General features: G+C 57.8%; 16 protein-coding genes and 1 pseudogene. 8 read left to right on the top strand and 9 right to left on the bottom strand.

The genetic code is table 11. The features are described 5' to 3' along the window. From EOM25_02770 to EOM25_02745, 6 genes and pseudogenes are all read right to left on the bottom strand, one after another. A complete protein-coding gene (locus EOM25_02770; GenBank protein ID NCC24113.1) occupies positions 1–513 on the bottom strand; it encodes a hydrogenase maturation protease in 513 nt (170 codons plus the stop codon). Between the two features lie 186 nt (positions 514–699). Further along, positions 700–2,052 carry a Ni/Fe hydrogenase subunit alpha gene (locus EOM25_02765; GenBank protein NCC24112.1) on the bottom strand — a complete coding sequence of 451 codons (1,353 nt, stop codon included), beginning with the start codon at positions 2,050–2,052 and terminating at the stop codon, positions 700–702. 9 nt (positions 2,053–2,061) lie between these two features. Beyond that, on the bottom strand, positions 2,062–2,994 hold the full coding sequence (locus EOM25_02760; protein NCC24111.1) for a methyl viologen-reducing hydrogenase: 933 nt from the start codon (positions 2,992–2,994) through the stop codon (positions 2,062–2,064). Between the two features lie 54 nt (positions 2,995–3,048). Further along, positions 3,049–3,486 (bottom strand): annotated as a pseudogene (locus EOM25_02755) (hydrogenase iron-sulfur subunit). A 59-nt stretch (positions 3,487–3,545) separates the two neighbouring features. Then, positions 3,546–6,353, bottom strand: a complete 2,808-nt coding sequence (locus tag EOM25_02750) for a CoB--CoM heterodisulfide reductase iron-sulfur subunit A family protein (protein ID NCC24110.1) — start codon at positions 6,351–6,353, stop codon at positions 3,546–3,548. Positions 6,354–6,410: 57 nt separating this feature from the next. Continuing rightward, entirely contained in the window at positions 6,411–6,590 is a 180-nt protein-coding gene (locus tag EOM25_02745) for an FAD-dependent oxidoreductase (protein ID NCC24109.1), read from the bottom strand. Between the two features lie 577 nt (positions 6,591–7,167). On the opposite strand from EOM25_02745, the gene EOM25_02740 reads away from it, so the two are divergent. From EOM25_02740 to EOM25_02725, 4 genes are read left to right on the top strand one after another with little or no spacing between them, the layout of a single operon-like run. Beyond that, positions 7,168–8,028: a response regulator transcription factor gene (locus EOM25_02740; protein ID NCC24108.1), complete on the top strand. Its 861-nt coding sequence runs from the start codon at positions 7,168–7,170 to the stop codon at positions 8,026–8,028. Positions 8,029–8,033: 5 nt separating this feature from the next. Beyond that, a complete protein-coding gene (locus tag EOM25_02735) occupies positions 8,034–9,209 on the top strand; it encodes an S-adenosylhomocysteine deaminase (GenBank protein ID NCC24107.1) in 1,176 nt (391 codons plus the stop codon). Positions 9,210–9,217: 8 nt separating this feature from the next. Then, entirely contained in the window at positions 9,218–9,781 is a 564-nt protein-coding gene (locus EOM25_02730) for a type I restriction endonuclease subunit R (protein ID NCC24106.1), read from the top strand. After that, complete coding sequence (locus tag EOM25_02725; protein NCC24105.1) at positions 9,778–10,524, top strand: hypothetical protein; 747 nt, start codon at positions 9,778–9,780, stop codon at positions 10,522–10,524. Before EOM25_02730 ends, EOM25_02725 begins: the two co-directional genes overlap by 4 nt. Before the next feature lie 38 nt (positions 10,525–10,562). On the opposite strand, the gene EOM25_02720 is transcribed toward EOM25_02725, so the two are convergent. From EOM25_02720 to EOM25_02710, 3 genes are read right to left on the bottom strand one after another with little or no spacing between them, the layout of a single operon-like run. Next, the gene (locus EOM25_02720; protein NCC24104.1) at positions 10,563–11,276 is read right to left on the bottom strand and encodes a response regulator; all 714 of its coding nucleotides are present in this window, start codon (positions 11,274–11,276) and stop codon (positions 10,563–10,565) included. Continuing rightward, a complete protein-coding gene (locus EOM25_02715; protein ID NCC24103.1) occupies positions 11,273–13,294 on the bottom strand; it encodes a PAS domain S-box protein in 2,022 nt (673 codons plus the stop codon). The genes EOM25_02720 and EOM25_02715 overlap by 4 nt, the downstream gene beginning before the upstream one ends. Beyond that, positions 13,236–14,555 (bottom strand): hypothetical protein, encoded by a 1,320-nt coding sequence (locus EOM25_02710; GenBank protein NCC24102.1) that lies wholly within the window; start codon positions 14,553–14,555, stop codon positions 13,236–13,238. Before EOM25_02710 ends, EOM25_02715 begins: the two co-directional genes overlap by 59 nt. A gap of 180 nt (positions 14,556–14,735) precedes the next feature. On the opposite strand from EOM25_02710, the gene fdhE reads away from it, so the two are divergent. The 4 genes from fdhE to fdnG form a co-directional block, all read left to right on the top strand. Beyond that, a complete protein-coding gene (gene fdhE / locus EOM25_02705; GenBank protein NCC24101.1) occupies positions 14,736–15,623 on the top strand; it encodes a formate dehydrogenase accessory protein FdhE in 888 nt (295 codons plus the stop codon). 23 nt (positions 15,624–15,646) lie between these two features. Beyond that, positions 15,647–17,161: a hypothetical protein gene (locus EOM25_02700; GenBank protein NCC24100.1), complete on the top strand. Its 1,515-nt coding sequence runs from the start codon at positions 15,647–15,649 to the stop codon at positions 17,159–17,161. 89 nt (positions 17,162–17,250) lie between these two features. After that, positions 17,251–17,472: a hypothetical protein gene (locus EOM25_02695; protein ID NCC24099.1), complete on the top strand. Its 222-nt coding sequence runs from the start codon at positions 17,251–17,253 to the stop codon at positions 17,470–17,472. Between the two features lie 26 nt (positions 17,473–17,498). Beyond that, a partial coding sequence (fdnG, locus tag EOM25_02690) for a formate dehydrogenase-N subunit alpha (protein NCC24098.1) occupies positions 17,499–19,450 on the top strand: 1,952 nt, incomplete at its 3' end.

Here is a 19,450-nt window from a genome sequence, read left to right as displayed (position 1 = left end):
TTATCGGACAGTGTCTGACCCTCGGGGCATGGCCAGGGATTTGACCAAGGACAGAAGGTCGGAAAACGATTCTCTGACCGCCGGGCTGAGCCCTTCATACATGGCCTCGGGGATGCTCTCGGCCTGAACCACCACAACCCGCACGTCGGTTCCGGTTTTGTCCCGCAGGTCCTTCAGCAAATTTGTGGTCGGGAACTGGTGCATGGAAAAATACGGGATCTTTTTCCGGTCCATCCGGTCCAGATCGACCTCGAAGACTTCCCCGGGCCGACGTCCGCTTTCTGTGATGGCATCGACGACGATGACCCTGTCAGGCCCTGTTTCGCCCAGGCAGAGATCGAACAGCAGGGCACGGATAGATGTCCCGGCGTCGATGAGACCGACGTCTTCGGGTAATTCCGGATCATGCTCCAGTGCGGCCACGCAGGCCGGGCCCACGCCGTCGTCCCCGTAGAGCACGTTGCCACAGCCAAAAACAACCACCCTGCTGGTGAACATCTTGGACCAATCCATCCCCCATATCCTCCTTCCGGCCCGAAAGCTACAAGGCCGCCGCCCCGCGGGGCAACGGCCTTGTAGTGCATTTCAGCCCGTCTGTCTAACCTAGTTTTTCATGATGTCCAGCACGTTGCCGTCCCGGTCCTTGATGGTCAGCTCGACGTTGATACCGCCGTCCAGGCGGTGGGTCGCGCAGCTCATTCACGGGTCATAGGCACGTATGGCCACCTCCACCAAGTTTAGGATGCCCTGGTCGTACTTGCCGTCCTTGATAACGGCTTTGGCGGCCTGCTTAACCGACAGGTTCATGGGTGCATTGTTATGGGTCGTTCCGACAATGAGATTAGCAAAGGAGCACATGCCGTTCTCATCGGTCTTGTAGTGGTGGATCAAAGTCCCCCGAGGAGCCTCAACGCAGCCCACGCCTTCTCCGGCCTTAGGCTCAATGTTCTTGGCCCTGATTTCTCGGCTGGTGATCTCCGGATCGTTCAGAAGCTCTTCGGCCCGCTCGCAGCAATAGACCAACTCAATGAGTCGGGCCCAATTGTAGAGAAGGGTCAGATGGGCGGGACGGCCGAAGTTCTTTCGGAAAATGTCCAGCTCTTCCTGGGCTAAGGGGGTGGCCATCTTGTCGCAGACGTTGATCCGGGCCAGGCAATTGGAACGGTAGACGCCGACCGGATCGTTTTCGTCGAGTTTCAATGGGCCCCATTTCTTGGCGTATGGGAACTTCAGATACGACCAGTCCTCGATGTGCTCACCAATGAAGTCACCGTATTGAGCGTACTTGAACTGATCAAATTTTCCGTTCTGATCCATGAGCCTGAGCTCTCCATCGTAGAGTTCCAAAGCGCCGTCTGAGGGACGAACTGTACCCAGATATCCTGAGGGGAACACGCCCAAGGTTTTCACCGCGTCCAGATACTTCGGGAACACATCTTCGCGGGCGAATTTCATTGTGAACAGGCAGAAGTCCTTGAGCTCCAGGACTCCGGCCAGGAGCTCCTTGCGCTCGTCCTCGCTCATGGGCTTGGAATACCCTCCAACCACCGCAGCGATGGGGTGGATGACTTTGCCCGCAAACTTCTCGAGCATCATCTGGCCCTTGTAGCGCATGTGCACGACCTTCTTGGCCAGATCCGGTGCCGCGCCGATCACGCCGATGACGTTTCGGCTGGCGTAGTCCGAGGTCGGTCCAAGAACGAAGTCCGGGGCGGCCAGAAAGTAGAAGTGCAGGATCTTGTCCGGGATGTAGGCCAACATCTGGCAAAGTTCCCGGAGTTTTTTGCCCGCCGGCGGCAGAGTAACGTTCAGACAGCCGTCCGCTGCCTTGTTGGAGGCCAGATGGTGCTGCCAGGGGCAGATACCACAGATGCGGTTCACGATCCGGCAGACTTCCTCGACGGGCCGGCCGATGACGAATTTCTCGAATCCTCGCAAGGACAAGACATGAAGCCTTGCGTCGGTGACGTTCCCCGAATCGTCCAGGTGGATGGTCACGCTGGCGTGACCTTCAATCCTGGAGACCGGGGCTATATTTAAGGTCTTACCCATAGTTTCCTCCTAACCCAATCTTTTGAGAACGCCGTGAGCCCCTGAAAAACGCCCCAGGTATCCGCGACGGTCCAACATCTTCGAGGTGTCGAATCCATTGGACGCCAGGGCACCCATGTAGTCGATAAGAGGCTTGGACGTCTTTCGGATCGGCCCGTAGCAGCCGCGACAGGGCATGCGGGTGCTCAGACAACGGGGTGGCTTGCCCTTGCCGCCGCATCCGGCCTTGGTCACCGGCCCCAGGCAAAGGAATCCCTGCTCCAAAAGGCAGCGCATTTCGTCCAGGGGTTTGTCCGGATTAAAATCCGGGGTCTTGAGCATTCTCTTGATGTCTTCCAGGCCCTTCTTGCCCTCCTTCTTGGTCGGGCACATGTCGCAAACCGAACGCTCGGGCATGGCGAACTCGGTCTTGCCGTCCAGCAGGGCCAGGACGGCGGCAGCGATCCAGTCGGGGTGTGGGGGGCACCCGGGCAGATAGATGTCCACGTCGATGATTTCGTCCAGGGCGTAACAACGCTCCAGAAGTGGTGGGATGTGGGACGTGGGGTTTGGTCCCGGGTCGGTGGTGGGGGACTGCCGATAAACGAAATCCAGCATGTCCTCGTCCTTATACATGTTGATGAGGGCCGGGATGCCGCCGTTAGTGGCGCAGGTGCCCAGAGCGATAATCAGCTGGCACTTCTTACGCATTTCCTCGGCGATTTCCTTGTGCTCCTCGTTGCGGACGCTTCCGCTGATGATCCCGACCACGGCCTCGGGGATGTCGAGCTTTTGCTCCTCCCCGGTCTGGCCGTAATACTTGTGATCCATGATCACCGGGATGTGGACGAAATCCAGGTTGTTGACCAGAAGGTCAACCAGGACTTCGCCGATGTTCAAAATGGCGATCTCACAGCCTGAGCATGAGTTCAACCATTCTTCCGCTATCTTAACTTTGGCCATTTTCTACCTCCATGGTTCTTGATCCGGGTCTGGCCCGGGACGAACCGGGCGTCATCATGCGCTGGCGGCTCGTTTTTTCTCCTCTCGAAGGGGATTGGGTCCCAGCTCCTTGATCTTCTCGGTGAACTTGGTCACCACTTCCTGGAAGCGAGGGGCCTCTGCCGAAGAAACCCACTCGATCCTGAAGCGTTCCGGATTGATCCCCATGTCCTCAAGAACCAGGGTAATGGCCTGCGCCCTTGCCAATGCTTTGTGATTACCATCCAGGTAATGACATTCGCCGAGGTGTCAGCCCATGACGATGACGCCGTCAGCGCCTTTTTCCAGAGCCTCCACGACAAGGTTGGGATGAACCATCCCGGAGCACATGACCCGGATAGCCCGCATGTTCGGTGGATATTGCAGCCTGGAAACCCCTGCCAGATCGGCTCCGGCGTAGGCGCACCAGTTGCAGAGGAATCCAACGATTACCGGCTCGAAATTACCAGTCATCGATATGTCTCCTTTCTTGGTGTCGAATTGTTAGGCCACGGTTGGTCCATGGCTTCGGGCTATATATTCTCCAAGACCGCTCCAAGCTGGGCTTCGAGCTGAATATTGGTGAAGCCGCTGACAAAAACGCCCATCTTGGGACAGGTGGCCTCGCAGATACCACACCCCTTGCACAGGGCCTTGTTGGTTTCTATCTTTCTGGCCGTCCTTCCGTCTTCGGCCCGATACTCGATCAGAGTGATTGCCCCATAGGGACAGGTGTCCACGCACAGAGCGCACCCATCGCAGTTCTCCGTGGGGTAGGACTTGATTGAGTCGAGGGTCATCTCGGACTTGGACAAGATCAATGTGGCCCTGGCCACAGCCGCCTGAGCCTGGGCGATGGTTTCGTCCAGAGGCTTGGGGTAGTGGCAAATGCCAGCCAGAAACATGCCATCCACGGTCATGTCCACCGGACGAAGCTTCGGATGTGCCTCTGAAAGGAACCCGTCAGCGTTCAGACCACATTTGTAGAGTTCCACCAAGGACTTGTTGTCTCTGGGCTCAATGGCCGAGGCCAACACCAGATAGTCGGCCCTGATCTCCACATTCTGCTTCAGGATGTGATCCTCGACCGTGATGACCAGATCGTTCCCCCGCTTGGTGACCTGAGGCTTCTTGTCCAGGCTGTAGCGAATGAAGATGACGCCCTGGTCTCGGCAGGCCTTGAAGAGATCCTCACGGGCTCCGTAGGTCCTGATGTCTCGGTACAGGACCACGACGTTCATATCCTTGTTGGCCTTTTTGACTTCCAAGGCCGATTCCATGGTGTGCGTGCAACACACCCGGCTACACCACATGCGTCCCGGCTCGCGGGAGCCCACGCACTGAATGAACACCGTGCTCCCGGCCTTGGCTATGGCCGGCCCGTGCTCCCGAAGCTCCTTATCAAACTCCAGGTGTGTAAAGACCCGGTCATCCTGCCCGTAGAGGTACTCGCTGGGCTTGGATTCCTTGGCTCCTGTACAGATGACTGCTGCACCATACTTGATGGCTCTGGTTTCCCCGGCTACGTCGATCTCACTAACAAAATCGCCCACCGAACCCTTGCAGGTTTTTAAGGCGGCGTTCTTGTAGACCCTGATGCCCTTGGTCGCTTCAACCTTGGCGGCCAATTCCTTCACATAGGGGGAGATCTCCTCGCCCTTCCATGTTTTGTTCAAAGCCAAAGCGTTTCCACCCAGGGTCGAGGTCTTCTCAAGCAGAACGGTGTCAAAGCCCTGCTTGGACAGGCCCAATGCCACAGTCATGCCTGCCACACCGCCACCCACGACCAACGCGGTCTGATTGACTTGAACCGACAAGGCGTCCAGGGGCTGGAGCAGACGGGCCTTGGCAACGGCCATGCGGACCTGGTCGATGGCCTTCTCCGTGGCCTTTTCAGGCTCTTTCTGATGGACCCAGCTATTCTGGTTACGGATGTTGGCCATCTCCACCAGGTAGGGGTTCAGACCCGCTTCACGAATGGTTTCCTGGAACAGGGGTTCGTGAGTCCTGGGCGTACAGGCCGCGATGACGATCCGGTTCAGGTCGTTGGCCTTGATTTCCTGAGCGATGAGGGCCTGAGTGTCCGCCGAGCAGGAAAACATGTTGTTCTTGACGTAAACCACGTTAGGCAACGTCTCAGCATATTCACAGACTTTCTTCACATCTACCGTTCCAGCGATGTTGATCCCGCAAGAACAGACAAAGACACCGATCTTGGGTTCGTCCGCCGCCAGATCTTTTTCTGGGGGGAAGGTCTTGGCCTTGGTCAGGGATCCCCGCTCGGAAGCCAGGGTCTTTACCGCGGCAAAGGCTGCGGACGAGGCCTCGGTCACAGACTGGGGGATGTCCTTTGGCCCCTGGTAGCAGCCGCAGGCATAGATGCCCGGCCGGGTGGTGGCCACCGGTTCGAAGCTCGTGGTCTTGGCAAACTTGTAGGCGTCCAGTTCGATGCCCAGAGTCTCGGCCAGCTGCAGTGCCTCGGGGCCGGTTTCAAGGCCCACGGACAACACAAACATGTCGAAGGGTTCACGGGTCAGCTTGCCGTCATCGCCCATGTACTCCAGGAGTACGCCTCCGCCTTCCTTGGGATAGGCGGTATGGATGCGGTTGCGGACGAACTTGATTCCTTTTTCCTTGGCCAGTTCGTAGTATTTCTCGAATTCCTTACCGTGAGTGCGCATGTCCATGTAGAAGATGGTGCACTCCAGGTCGCCAGAGGCGTGCTCGGCGGAGACGATGGCCTGCTTGATGGCGTACATGCAGCAGACGCTACTGCAATAGCCGTTGGCGCACTGATTCGTGTTCCGCGAACCCACGCATTGTAGCCAAGCCACTTTTTTGGGCTCAACGCTGTCCGAGGGTCTTTGCAGATGGCCCATACACGGCCCCGAAGCCGACAAAATCCGCTCGTACTGCAGACTTGTGACCACATCGGGATTGTGGCCGAAATCGAACATGTCATAGGAAACTGGATCGAAGGCTTTGAAACCCGGAGCGGCAATGATGGAGCCGACCTTGACTTCGAGCAGGGTTTCCTTGTCGTCGAACTTGATGGCCCCAGTGGGGCAATGCTTCTCACAGGCCCCGCACTTTCCCTTCTGAATGTAGATACAATTTTCTCCATCCAGGGCGTACTTAAGCGGCACGGACTGCCCATACGGGATATAGGCGGCCTTGCGCTTGCTCAGACCTTCGTTGAATTCATCGCTGACTTTTTTGGGACACTTCTCCGCGCACAGGCCGCACGCGATACATTTGTCCATGTCAACATAGCGGGGATTCTGCTTCACTGTGACGGTGAAATTCCCTTCCTCGCCTTTGACCTTCTGTACCTCGCTCAGAGTGAGCAACTGAATGTTTAAGTGCCGACCGCACTCAACCAACTTGGGCGCGAGTATTCACATCGCGCAGTCGTTGGTGGGGAAGGTCTTATCAAGCTGGGCCATGGCGCCGCCGATGCCAGCCGATTTCTCGACCAGGTACACGAAGTACCCCGCATCCGCGAGATCCAGTGCAGACTGGATGCCGGCGATACCACCGCCAACAACCATTACTGCGCCCACGTTTTTGTTGGACATACTAACCCCCTTGCCTCTTGGGTTGTAAGGATTGTCAGGACTATCCCTGCAAATTGTGTTTTGCTGAAGATGATCTGGTCAGACTGGGTGATTACGCTCCTTTGAGTATTGAAAATTTGCGCTTAGAGATTGTTTTCTCCATACCCCGTATTCAAAAAAATTGCTAGAACCTCCAACCAGCAATCAAAACTTTCGATACATATAAAAAATTTAAAAGTAACAAAAAATATTATTTTTTGTTAAATAGTATTATAAAATAGTCGCATTATCAAACGATTTAAAAAAATATATTTATAAAACAATATCTTAAGAAATATATCCTTTGCAAGGGAAATTTTTCAAAATAGAAATTTTAAATTTTAAAAATTATAAATTGCCATGTTCAGTCAATTCCATTTCCCTCACGACCGGCTGACGGCGGCCATTTGCCACCGGTCCTACTTTGAATTAACTAAAAAAAATAATTTAGAGTGACCGCGGATCGACGACCCGGTCCGACCGTCGTTCGCTCCAGTCAAGCAGACAGCGACACTCCGGAAAATGCCGTCCGGAGGATTCATTCCACTGGGGAGAGCACATGGCCAAGCTCAGAGCGCTCATCATCCATCCTTCGCCCGAAATTCGGGCCAAGACAAGACGACTTTTCTATACGGCCCCGGAAATCACCATCCTCGGAGAGGCCGTTTCGTCCTTCGAAGCCCTGGAGCTCCTTGAACACATTCCCTATGACGTCTTCCTGCTGGGCACCGAACTTGAAGGTGGTGTCAGCGGCCTAGAGTTGGCCCAGATTCTCAACCAACGGAAGCAAAGGCCCGGTCTGGTATTCATAGCCCAAGAAGAACAAGCGGCCTTCAAGGCCTTCGAACTCGGGGCACTGGACTATCTGCTCTGGCCATTTGACGGAGAACGCATCAAGACGACCATTGCCCGGATCAGGAGAATTGTTCCGGACCGCCCTCCTGTTGAAGGATCCAGGTTCTCCGGATCCGACGGGCCGTTCTCCGAGGAGGAGACCCTCCACCTCGCTCTCAAGGACGACGACGAGGACCGCCTACTCTCGGCCCTTCGCCATGCTTGGGACCGCAAGGGTGGGCGCCCTCTGGACATCGAGAAGTTGCCCATCACCCAGGACGGGCGGATGTACCTCATTCCCTACAACCAGATCGTCTTCGTTGAGGCCTATGAGGACTACAGTTACGTCCATACCACGACTCAGAAATACCTGACCTCCTACCGTCTCAAGAATCTCGAGGAACGGCTTCGGGCCCACCGCTTCTTTCGGGTCCACCGTAAATACCTCGTCAACCTGGACATGGTCACCGAAATCGCCTCCATGCCCGGCAGTAATTTCATGCTCAGGACCGTTGGCCGCAAGAAAATCGAACTCCCGGTCAGCCGCCGGCGAATCGGGGAGCTCAAGCAGCTCCTCATGCTCTAGACCCCATGCCATTTTCGGATGCTGTATTCCCTCCTCCCGACTGGTCCGGCACGCTCCGGGCCGAGCATCTCTGGCCTGCGAGTCCCAAGCTTCCGATATGCTTGGACGATGCCGCTGTGGTCTGCCGACAGGGAACAATCGTTTCGGCAGGGTCATGGCCAAGAATTTGCTCGGCCACCCTGCCGGAACCGATCGTGAACGTCCCTGGCCATGTCTGCCCGGCGCTGATCAACGCCCACTCCCACCTCGAGCTCTCCCACCTGCGTGGCTTGGTGGCCAGGGGTCAGGGATTCGAGGTCTGGGTCTCCTCACTTGTAGAGCTGAATCTCATGAATCAGGATTCAGGGACGCTGGACCAGGCCGTGGCCGAGATGAGAGACAGCGGCGTGGTCCATGTGGCCGACACCTGCTCTCGGCAGCCCGAACCCGTCGCCGAGGCCTTGACCCGGGCCGGCCTGAGTTTTCATCTATTGATGGAGCGAATCGGCTTCAAGGACCGCTGTCCGGACGTCGAGACGCCATTGCCGACAACGGCCGCGCACGCCATCCCGTCCGGACACGCCCTGTATTCCACTGCCCCGACGATCCTCTCTGCAGCCAAGGCCGAGACCCGGGCACGAAATCAGCCCTTCAGCATCCATCTGGCCGAACATCCGGGTGAGACGGAACTTCTTCTTTCCGGCTCAGGACCACTTCGCCAACTCCTGGCCAAGAGGATCCTGCCCTCCGGCTACGCCCATCCGGGACATTCCCCCGTAGACCATGCCCAGCGCCTCGGTCTTCTCGACGCCAAGACCCTTGCCGTGCACTGTGTCCATCTGAACGATCGGGACATCGCTCTTTTGGTTGACTCCGGGGCCACGGTATGCCTCTGTCCCAGGAGCAACGCCTACATCGGAGTCGGTCAGGCCCGATGGACGGATCTGCTGCAGACAGAAATTCCGCTCTGCATGGGGACCGACAGCCTGGCATCCAACGACGATCTTCGGCTCTGGTCCGAGGCCGTGTTCCTCCAGAGCCATCTCGAAAACCCTCTGGGTCTGGAACGGCTCGTACCTATGCTGACCGCCGTTCCGGCCCGAGTCCTCGGCCTGGAAAACCTGGGGCAGGTTGTTTCGGGAAAGAATGCGGCCCTGACCCGGGTCCCGGACGACGTCCTCGAAACCTGCCAGTCGTCGTAAGGGGTACAATGCACGAGACTAGCCTTGAGGGCACCATCCTCGACTATCTGACCGGCCAAGAAATTCGAAACTCGACCTTCGAGGACCTCCGTCAGGCCCTGGCCCGGCTCATGACCGAGGAATGCGGCTTTCCCAAGGAGTCCTTGAAGCCAAGAACCCAAATCCGGGTCATCGTCGATGGCCAGACCGCAGAACAGACCATCGACATTGCCGCTTTCAAGCCTGACGGCAAGCCCCTCATGGCCGTACTCTTCTGCTTCGGCAAGCCCGGCACATTTCTCCGTCAAAGCGTGGCCGCGGCCCGTCTGGGCCCCGACGGCCCCTTTCCCCTGACTCTGGTCACGGACACAAAAGAATTCTTTCTGACAAGGACCGCCGACGAAAAGGAAATTCTGGAGGGCTCCTCGGAGTTTCCCTCCTGGAGAACTGTCTTGGCCATGGCCGCCGAAGCTCCGGCCTGGCCCGCGGACGAAATCCGGAAACAGCGCGAGGCCAGGATTCTTCTGGCCTACGCAAGTCTTTCCGGCCCATGCTGCGGCGACTCATGTTCTCTTGACGAGGATAGACCATGACCAGCACCGCCTCCCAGGGGCCAGGTCCGGACAAAGGTCTATGCCGTCAGTTCAAGGATGGCCGCTGGAAAACCTTCGAGGACTGGATAGCCCCGGAAGTCCGGATTACCGTACACTGGCCTCAAAGGCCTCCACAAAGGCTCTGGGCCTTTCCCTGCGACCTTGAGGACCTGGCCAGCGGCTACGCTCTGATCGAATACTGCACTCCGGGAGAGATGCCAGTCCCGGACGGGATAGATACTCATGACGAAAACGGCCGATCCGAGTTCTTTTTTCGGCCTGGTCCCGACCCCCGGCCCAGGTCCATCGGGGCGCTGAAACCCATGGCCCCGGATCGTGTCCTGACAGCCATGCGCAACTTCATGACCGTCGGAGGACAATGGGACCGAACCGGATGCTTTCACCGGGCCGGGCTCTTTGATCCCGGTACAGGGGCCATGGTCCATGCCGTCGAAGACATTGGCCGCCACAATTGCCTGGATCGTCTGGCGGCATGGGCCCTTCGGAAACACCGGACTCCCGATTCACTAGTCCTGTTCGTTTCAGCCCGGATAACCGCCTCTCTAGCCACCAAGGCCGCCAGGGCAGGGTTTCGCGCCGTGGTCAGCCGATCAGCCACGACCACCGGAGCCATGTCCATCATCCGGGACGAATCCATGTCCTTGGCCGCCTTTGCCCGGGAAGGACGATTCTCGGTCTTTGCCGATCCTTTGGGGGTATTCGGGGGGGCAGGCCCGACATAAGGGGGGCCATTTCGGAGGAATATAGAGAAAAAATCGAATCAGGGCAAGGCCATGGCCGCATCCAGGCTGTCGTGAATCTCGGCCCTGGAGGCTATGCCCACGGCCTCGAAAACCTGGCGGAAATGTCCCGGAAGGCCGGCGATTCGAACCGTTTTTCCGGCCTGTTCGGCCCGGTCGATGGCCCCGCTCAGCAGGGTCATGCCAACGCCGTTGACCGAGATGTTTGGATTGAAATTGAAAAGCACAAGGGGTTTGTTCGCCTCCAAAGCCCTGGTCATAGCCCGAGCGAGAAAAGGCTCCGACGGCGCATTGACATGGCCCCGGAAGTTAAGGATCAGGGCGTGATCCGTCTCCTGAACCTGAATCTCCTCCCGCTTCTCCCGGGCCAAATCCAATCGCTCTCGGGCCCTGCTCAGTGCCGCCTCCAGACTCGTGCGATCGATAGGCTTGGCAATGAAATCCGCCGCCCCAAGACGCAAGGTCTTCAAAGCCAGATCAATGTCCCCATGTCCGGTGACCACTATGACCTCGGACTCCGGAGAAATCTCCTTGATCCGCTTGAGTACGCCCAGTCCGTCCATTCCGGGCATCTTGACGTCCGTCAGCACCAGAGGGGGCTTTTCCCGCTCGAAGATCTCCAGCCCTTCCCGACCGCTCTCGGCCGCCAGCATGTCGAATCCGTAGGCCCGCAGAAAAAGGGAAAACATCTTCAGCGTCGGCCGTTCATCGTCGATGACCAGGATTCTGTTCATGACTGGGTCTTGAGAGCCGGGAACGAGATGGTGAACGTAGTGCCCTCGCCCTCCTTGCCCATGATCTGGATTTCCCCTCCGTAGTCCTTGATGATCCCGTAGGAGATGGCCAGTCCAAGGCCCATGCCCTGCCCGGCCTCCTTGGTGGTGAAAAAGGGCTCGAAGATCTTGTCCCTGTTTTCCTTGGATATGCCGATGCCGTTGTCCGTGAAGCTGACGCCGACCCGACCGTCAGCCTGGAGGAAGGTCTTCACCCTGATCAGGCCGTCATAGGGCTGGGCAAGCCGCTGTCCGCGCTCCAGAATGGCATCCCGGGCGTTGGTCACGATATTGAAAAATACCTGCTGCAAGCGGTTATCCTGAGCCCGGATCATGGGCAGGCCCTCGGCCAGGTCGAGTTCGAACTCCACGTTCTCCAGCTTGAACTGTCGTCGAACGATGGACAGGACCCCTCGCACCGGTTTGTTCAGGTCCAAACTCTCGGTGATCAGGCTCGATTTCCGACCGAACGCCCGAAGGTTGTTGATGATTTCCGTGGCCCGATCCACCTGGACGCTCATGTCCCGAACTACCTCCCTGGTCTGATCCGGAGTCAAATCCAGATCCTGCTCAATGGCCATGGCAAGGTAGTCGCTTCCCATCTTGATGGCGTTCAAGGGCTGATTCAATTCATGGGCGATGCCAGCCGACATCTCACCAAGGGTCTTCATCTTGCTGGACTGGATGAGCTGGGCGTCTTTTTCTATCATCTCAGTGATGTCCGTGGCGGCCACGATGATGGCCTGTCTGCCTTTGTAGCTGATGGGGCAGGCATGCATGTTGACGAAAAAGGGCTGGCCACCCTTCTTGTAATGAAGCATCTTTGGAAAATAGGCGAAGCCCGTCGTATCGTATCCGGCCTCGAAATGTGACAGGAAATCCTTGTTGTGCTCAGGGCCCAGGTCGACGAAGTTCATCCCCAGAAACTCGCCCTTGGTGTAGAGGTACAGTTCCTCTACCCGGGGGTTGCCGTCCAGAATCTCACCGCTGAACGCGTCGACGACGAAGATGGGGTCCGGCCCGCTGTCAAACAAGGATTTGTACTTGGCCTCGGACTCCTGGAGACGGCGTCGGTAGAGGCGGATGCTCCAGACCATGTTCATGAACGAGTCGGCCAGTTGGACGACCTCGTCACCCTGGCGCTTGGAATAGAACAAACACTCCTTGCAGTTGTGCAACGCCTCAGGGGGCAGATCGTGGGCCTGAATCTGATCGTCCACATGCCAACAGGGCACGTTGGTATCACGATAGGCCGGACATTTGGACACGTCCCAGTCCACCCCGTGCTTCAGCGAGTCGAACTTGAAGTCGAAGTTGCCCCGACTGATCTCGTCGGAAATCTTGGTCAGTTGGGTCAGGGGGCGGGTGATGGACTTGGCCAGCTTGAGGCTGATGATGAAGATGATGACGACAACGGCCGAGATGAAGCCCAGGAAGGTCGTCCTCAGGGTGGCCACCAACTGGTCCATGTGGACCTTGCTCAGACCGACGTGGACCGATCCAATCCGATAGATACCCTCGCGGATAGGTACGGCGATGTCATAGGTCGGCCGCCCGTCCACGTCCAGAAGGGCCATGCTGCTGGCCGCCCCGTCTCGGAGCGGATTGGCCTCTGGGACAGTCTTCGGGAACGGCTTGGTCAGGGTATGAGACAGGATGTTGTCTTCCCGATCGGTGATGAAGATGTAGTTGATGAGCTGGCGGCGCTCCCTGAGGGTGGCCTCGTCGTAGATGAGGCTCAGGAGCATGGGCTTGTTGTTTTCCAGGATGAACCCGCTGCCCCGCTCGGCGATGCTATGGGCGATGGCCACACCGCGGGTCTGGAGTTCGGACTCCAGACTGGAGACAAGAATCCACCTGGCCAGCAGGGCAATGGCCGCGCTGATGACCAAAATAACGAAGAGGGTGGAGAAAAAGATCTTATTGTTCAGGCTGATCGTGGAGAGCCGCAGCCTCCATCCCGTGATCAAATCTCTCATGATTGTGCCGCTTGATCTCGATTTCGTTGGCCATGTCCTGCCAATCCTGTTCGCTGACCAGTACGAACTGACCTCCCCGCAACCTGGTGAAATAAACCCTCTCCATCCCCTGATGATCCCTGGGGCTAAAGCTTATGCTCGTGTCACCGCCCAGGGAGTACTGATCCATAGACTCGATGGCCTGGATGAACCCCTCCCGGGTCAGGTTCGGACCGGCTCGCCTGAGACCCTCAACCAAAACCCGAGCGTTGATGTATCCTTCGAGGCCCACGAAGTTGGGCTTGTCGTCGGGATAGTCCCGGGCCATGAGTTGAACATATTCCGCCGCGCTCCCAAGAAGCTGTCTAGTTTCGGGCCCTTCGGGCGGGGGCACCACCTGGGACATGAGGATGACCTCGTCCCCGTCCTCGGTGAAATGCCTAGCCAGTTCGTCGGCTCCCACGAAGGAAACCGTGTAGAAAATGGGATCAAACCCCTGAGTCAGTGCCTCCTGGATGAACTTGGCGCACGGGTCGTATGTCCCGATCATGACCACAGCCTCGGCCCCGGAATGCATGATCTTCTGCAGGCCGTCGGACACGTCCATGGTTCCCCGGACGTAGGTCCCCCTGGCCACCGGAGCCAGCCCGAACTCCTTCAGGGCCAGCTCAGTGCCGGTCAGACCGTCAAATCCGTAGGCGTCGTACTGGTAGAAGACTGCAATATTTTCAATACCCAGATCCTTGACCAGGTGCCGGACCGCTGCTCTGGTTTCCTGGTAGTACGAGGCTCGGACATTGATGATATAGCGGTTGAAGGGCTCTCGAAGTGCGTTGGCTCCGGTGAACATGCCCAGAAGGGGAATTCTGGCGTCCTCGACCATGGGGATGATCTTGACGGTGGTCGGAGTCCCCACATAGCAGAACAGGGCGAAAACCTGTTCTTCGATGATCAGACGTTGGGTGTTGGCCAGGCACATGGGCGGGTCGTACCGGTCGTCGTAGGCCACAACCCGAATCTTTCGCCCATGGACTCCACCCTTGTTATTGACCTCGTCGATGTAGGTCATGGCACCCCGAAGGGTCTGGATACCAAGATACCGGGCATGGCCCGTCAGGGGCAGAGAAGAACCGAGCAGGATCTCCGTCGGAGATACCCCCGGAGAGGAATGATCGTCTCGGTGCGAAGGGCTCGGGCCGTTGCAGGCCAGAACAGACAAAACAAGCCCCAGAAGACAGAGAAATCCGGCCAGCCGGGCCAGCTGAAGGACCGTGAACTTCATGATGTTTCACCCTCTTTCCTTTTCTGGGCAAAGTCAATAATCAACTGGAAATAGGTGCTCAACTCATTTTTTTTCGGTCCATCGAATGATTGAGTCAGATTTTGTGCCATACCATGAGTAATATATGCTCACCTGCTCCTTCCCGTGATTTGCCCTACATACCACTTACAAGGAGTCAACATGACCATCGACTACGAACACCTTCGCCGCCTGTGGCAAAAAAAGATCAAGGCCCTGTCCTCAGGGGATCTTCTTCCGGCTCAGCTCCTGACCCTCGTCACTGAGACAGTTTCAAGACAGATGAAGGCCCTGGAGACCATCGCCCCTGGTGACCCCGATCCGAAAACGATCGAATCTCCCGAGCGAAACCTTCAAGGTGTCCCCCTCTGCCCTCGAGAAGCCTTCGGCTTCGATCCGAAAGGATCCGAGGCCCTGTTTCGGGAATTGCTGGGCATGCTCAAGGAGCGGGAAGGAGAACTGGCAACATCCGCATCGACCCTGAACGAAATGCTGAATTCCGGTGAAATTGTCATTGACGAAGCCTTCATCAAATTCGTTCAGGCTGACGACTCCTGGTTGGCCTCATACGGTGAGCGTACGCCCCAGGCCCCGAGGCTTCTGAACTTCCTGGTCCAGTCGGCCCTCACCCCGGGGCTCATGGCCTTCGCCGCCAAAATCGCCCTCCACTACGACTCCTTGAAAACCTGGCAGCACGGCCATTGCCCCATTTGCGGTTCACCACCCCTGATAGGATCGCTCAGGCAAATCGAAGGGCACCGGTTTCTGACCTGCTCCTTCTGTCTGACCGACTACCGGGCCAAACGTCTCCAATGCCCCTTCTGTCGGGAGGAGAACACGGCCCGCCTCGAATACTTCGAGGCCAAGGAAGTACCGGGCTTCAGGGTCGAAGTCTGCCGGTCATGCATGAGGTACATTAAGACCGCCGACTTCCGGAATTTCGACAAGGTCTCGGTTCCGGTTCTGGACGACCTTGAATCCCTGGCCTTGGACATCCTGGCTCGCGAAAACGGGTTTCAGCGTCCAACCCTTTCGGCCTGGGGCTTCTGAAAGCCCGCAGGAGTCCGTACACCATGCCAGACCCGCATTCGGAACCGCCTGCCCTGATCGGAGCTGTACTGGCCGGAGGCCGCAGCTCACGGCTGGGCCGTGACAAGGCCCGGATTCGTCTCGGTGTTGACGACCAGCTCGTGGCCAGTGTCCGGAGGCTGGAAGGCCTAGTCGATGAAGTCTGGGTTGTCGGCCGGGACGCGACGTCCCACGGCTTGGACGTTCCCTGGATTCCTGACGCCGTCCCCGGTCTCGGCCCGGCCGGGGGCGTGGCCAGCATTCTGGACCGGACGGGCCGCCCCTGTCTGGTAACATCCTGCGATCTGCCCTTCATGGATAGCAACACCCTTCAGCGCCTGATCGAGGCATGGGTCAAGCGTCCCCCGGGCACCCTGATGACCACATTTCTCCAGCCGGGCACCGGATACGTCGAGTCCTTGGTGTCCGTGTACGAACCCGAGGCCTTGCCACTCATTCGTAAGGCCCTGGCCCAGGGCCGGCGCAGCCTGTGGTCAATCTTTCCACCCAAGACCCGCTGCCACGTTCCCTACAATCCCGACGGCCCCGATGGCATCGCCTTCTTCAATATCAATTTCCCCAACGATCTGGCCAAGGCCCGGCGAATTCTCAAGCAGGCCAGCCAGACCGGACTGATCGCCGGACACCCCGAAACGGACGAATCGGTTCCCCAGGCCGTTTTCGAGAACGAGAATGAGGCCAAACAATGGATGGAAGGCTTCTGCTGGCCCGATGGCGGACCATTCTGCCCCCGATGCGGCCATAAAAACGTCTACCGACTGTCAGAGGGACGCATGCGTTGCGGCCGCTGCCGCTACACCTTCCACGCCTTTTCCCGACGCTGGCTCAACCTCTGCAGTATCAGCCCCCTAAATTGGGTCCGCCTGTTGCGACTTTACGTGCGATTGCCCACCGCCAACGCCGTGGCCCGGGAAATGGATCTGGTCTACAACACCGTCTACAAGGCTCTGACCATCCTGCGCTTCTCGATTCTGGCCCAGTCCCTGGACGCCGACATCCTGCTCTCGCCCGAACTGGCCCCCAAGATCGGCCTGACCGGAACGAAATTGAAAATGGACCGGACGGACCGCGATCCCCATTTCATCCCCGTCTTCGGCCTTCTGGACCGCAGTTCCTTCGTTTTTCTCGACTATCTCCCTAACCTGGACGCCGAAACAATCTTCCATTTCAACTTGAACTTCAGCCTGAGCATCAAACGCATGGGCCATCTGGTCTACACCGACCGCTACCAGCACTACAACGGTCTCCTCTTTTTCGGCAACGACACTCTGCCGTACTTTTCCATCAGGGCCAATCCTCGCCCCATACATTTGGACGCCTTCCCTTCCCCCTTCTGGCTTGAAGCCCGCCAACTCCTCATGAGCTACAACGGCATCACGCCGCACCGCTTTCCCCTCTATCTCAAGGAAATCGAGTTCCGTCACAACCATCGTGAACAGGACCTCTTCCCCCTCTTTGCCAAGGCCCTCTGCGCTTTGGTGCCAGATCAAAAGCAATAGTCTCTTTGTTGTCCGTATATCCCCCCAGTCCTATTGAGTGATCATATCAAAAGATATCGAAGTGATCGTCTTTTGAAATGGGAGGTTCTATGACCATCAAATCTACACTCCAACCCGCGCCACTGCCATTTTTCGGCCTTGGTGCGGCCTTGACGGGATCGGTCCTGACCGGGGCCGCCCGCATGAAGTTACGGCCCTGCCCAAGGCAGGACCGGCTTCACGACCGGCTATGGTTTCCCGAAATCCCCCCCACCTTTCTGGCCGGGTACGACCGGCTTGTCCGGCTGGGGCGGGAAATTCGGGGACGCTGAGCAACCTTTCCGTTCAGGAGGAATGCATGGAAATCTGTCGAAGAAAATTTCTCAAACTGACCGGTGCCACCGCGGCTGTCGCAGCCTTCGGCGGCCTGGGCATCGATCTGGTCAAGCCCACCGTGGCCCAGGCCCAACTCTTGAAGTTGCGCTGGGCCAAGCAGACCACTTCGGTCTGCTGCTACTGTGCCGTCGGATGTGGACTCGTTGTCCACACGTCCAAGGACAACGCCGGCCGGGCCATCAACGTCGAGGGCGACCCCGACCATCCCATCAACGAAGGGTCCCTGTGCGCCAAGGGTGCATCTCTCTGGCAATTGGCCGAGAACAAGGACCGCATCACCAACGTCCTCTACCGGGCTCCCTATGCCAAGGAATGGGAAGTCAAATCCTGGGACTGGGCCCTGGACCGCATCGCCCATCTGATCAAGGACACCCGGGACGCCTCGTTTCTGGAGAAGAATGACAAGGGGCAGACCGTCAACCGGACCATGGGCATGGCCTCGGTCGGTTCGGCGGCCATGGACAACGAGGAGTGCTGGGCCTACCAGACCTTCCTCAGATCGCTTGGCCTGGTGTTCGTGGAGCACCAGGCGCGTATCTGACACAGCGCCACTGTTGCGGCTCTGGCAGAGTCGTTCGGGCGCGGTGCGATGACCAATCACTGGATCGACCTCAAGAACAGTGATTGCATTTTGATCATGGGCAGCAACGCTGCCGAAAACCATCCCATCTCCTTCAAATGGGTCATGAAGGCCAAGGACAACGGGGCCACGGTCATTCACGTCGACCCCAGGTTCACGAGAACCTCGACCAAGGCCGACATCTACGCCCCTATCCGGTCCGGGGCCGACATCGCCGTTCTGGGCGGCATGATCAAGTACATCCTTGAAAAGAAAAAGTTCTTTCAGGACTACCTGATCAACTACACCAACGCCTCCTTCATCGTGAACGAGAAGTACGGGTTCAAGGACGGTCTCTTTTCCGGCTTCGATCCCAAGACCAGGAACTATGACAAGTCCACTTGGGCCTTTGAAAAGGATTCCAACGGTGTGCCCAAGCGGGACAACACCCTGCAAAATCCCCGTTGCGTCTTCCAGCTTCTGAAAAAGCATTTCGACCGCTACAACATGAAGGACGTCTCCAACGTCTCCGGGACCCCCGAGGCCGATCTGATCAAGGTCTACGAGGCCTACGCCTCCACCGGGGCCCCGGACAAGTCCGGGACCATCATGTACGCCATGGGCTGGACCCAGCACACCGTGGGCGTCCAGAATATCCGGACCATGGCCATTATCCAGCTTCTCTTGGGCAACATCGGCGTGGCCGGCGGCGGAGTCAACGCCCTGCGCGGCGAGTCCAACGTCCAGGGCTCCACTGACCATGCTCTGCTTTACCACATCCTGCCGGGATACCTGGGAACGCCGACCTCCAGTCTGGCTTCCCTGACCGACTACAACGCCAAGAACACGCCGTCTTCCACTGATCCCATGTCCGCCAACTGGTGGCAGAACAAACCCAAGTACATGGCCAGCCTGCTCAAATCCATGTGGATGGATGTCGACCCGGCCACCTCGTACAACTATCTGCCCAAGCTCGAATCCGGATCAGCCCGTGACTACAGCTGGCTGGTTCTCTTCGATGAGATGCTCAAGGGTCAGTTCAAGGGCTTTTTCGCCTGGGGGCAGAACCCGGCCTGCGGCGGGGCCAACTCCACTAAGACCCGCGAGGCCATGACCAAGCTCGACTGGATGGTCAACGTCAACATCTTCGACAACGAGACCGCCAGCTTCTGGAAAGGCCCGGACATGGATCCCACAAAGATCAAGACCGAGGTCTTCATGCTCCCCTGCGCGGTATCCATTGAGAAGGAAGGATCCATCATCAACTCCGGCCGCTGGATGCAGTGGCGCTACCAGGGCCCCAGGCCGCTGGGCGACACCCGCCCCGACGGCGACATCATCTATGAACTCATGGA

The sequence above is a fragment of the Deltaproteobacteria bacterium genome (assembly GCA_009929795.1).
Classification (GTDB): Bacteria; Desulfobacterota; Desulfovibrionia; order Desulfovibrionales; family Desulfomicrobiaceae; genus RZZR01.
The sequence above is the reverse complement of the archived record's forward strand: the minus strand, read 5'-3'. Positions and strand labels throughout refer to the sequence as shown.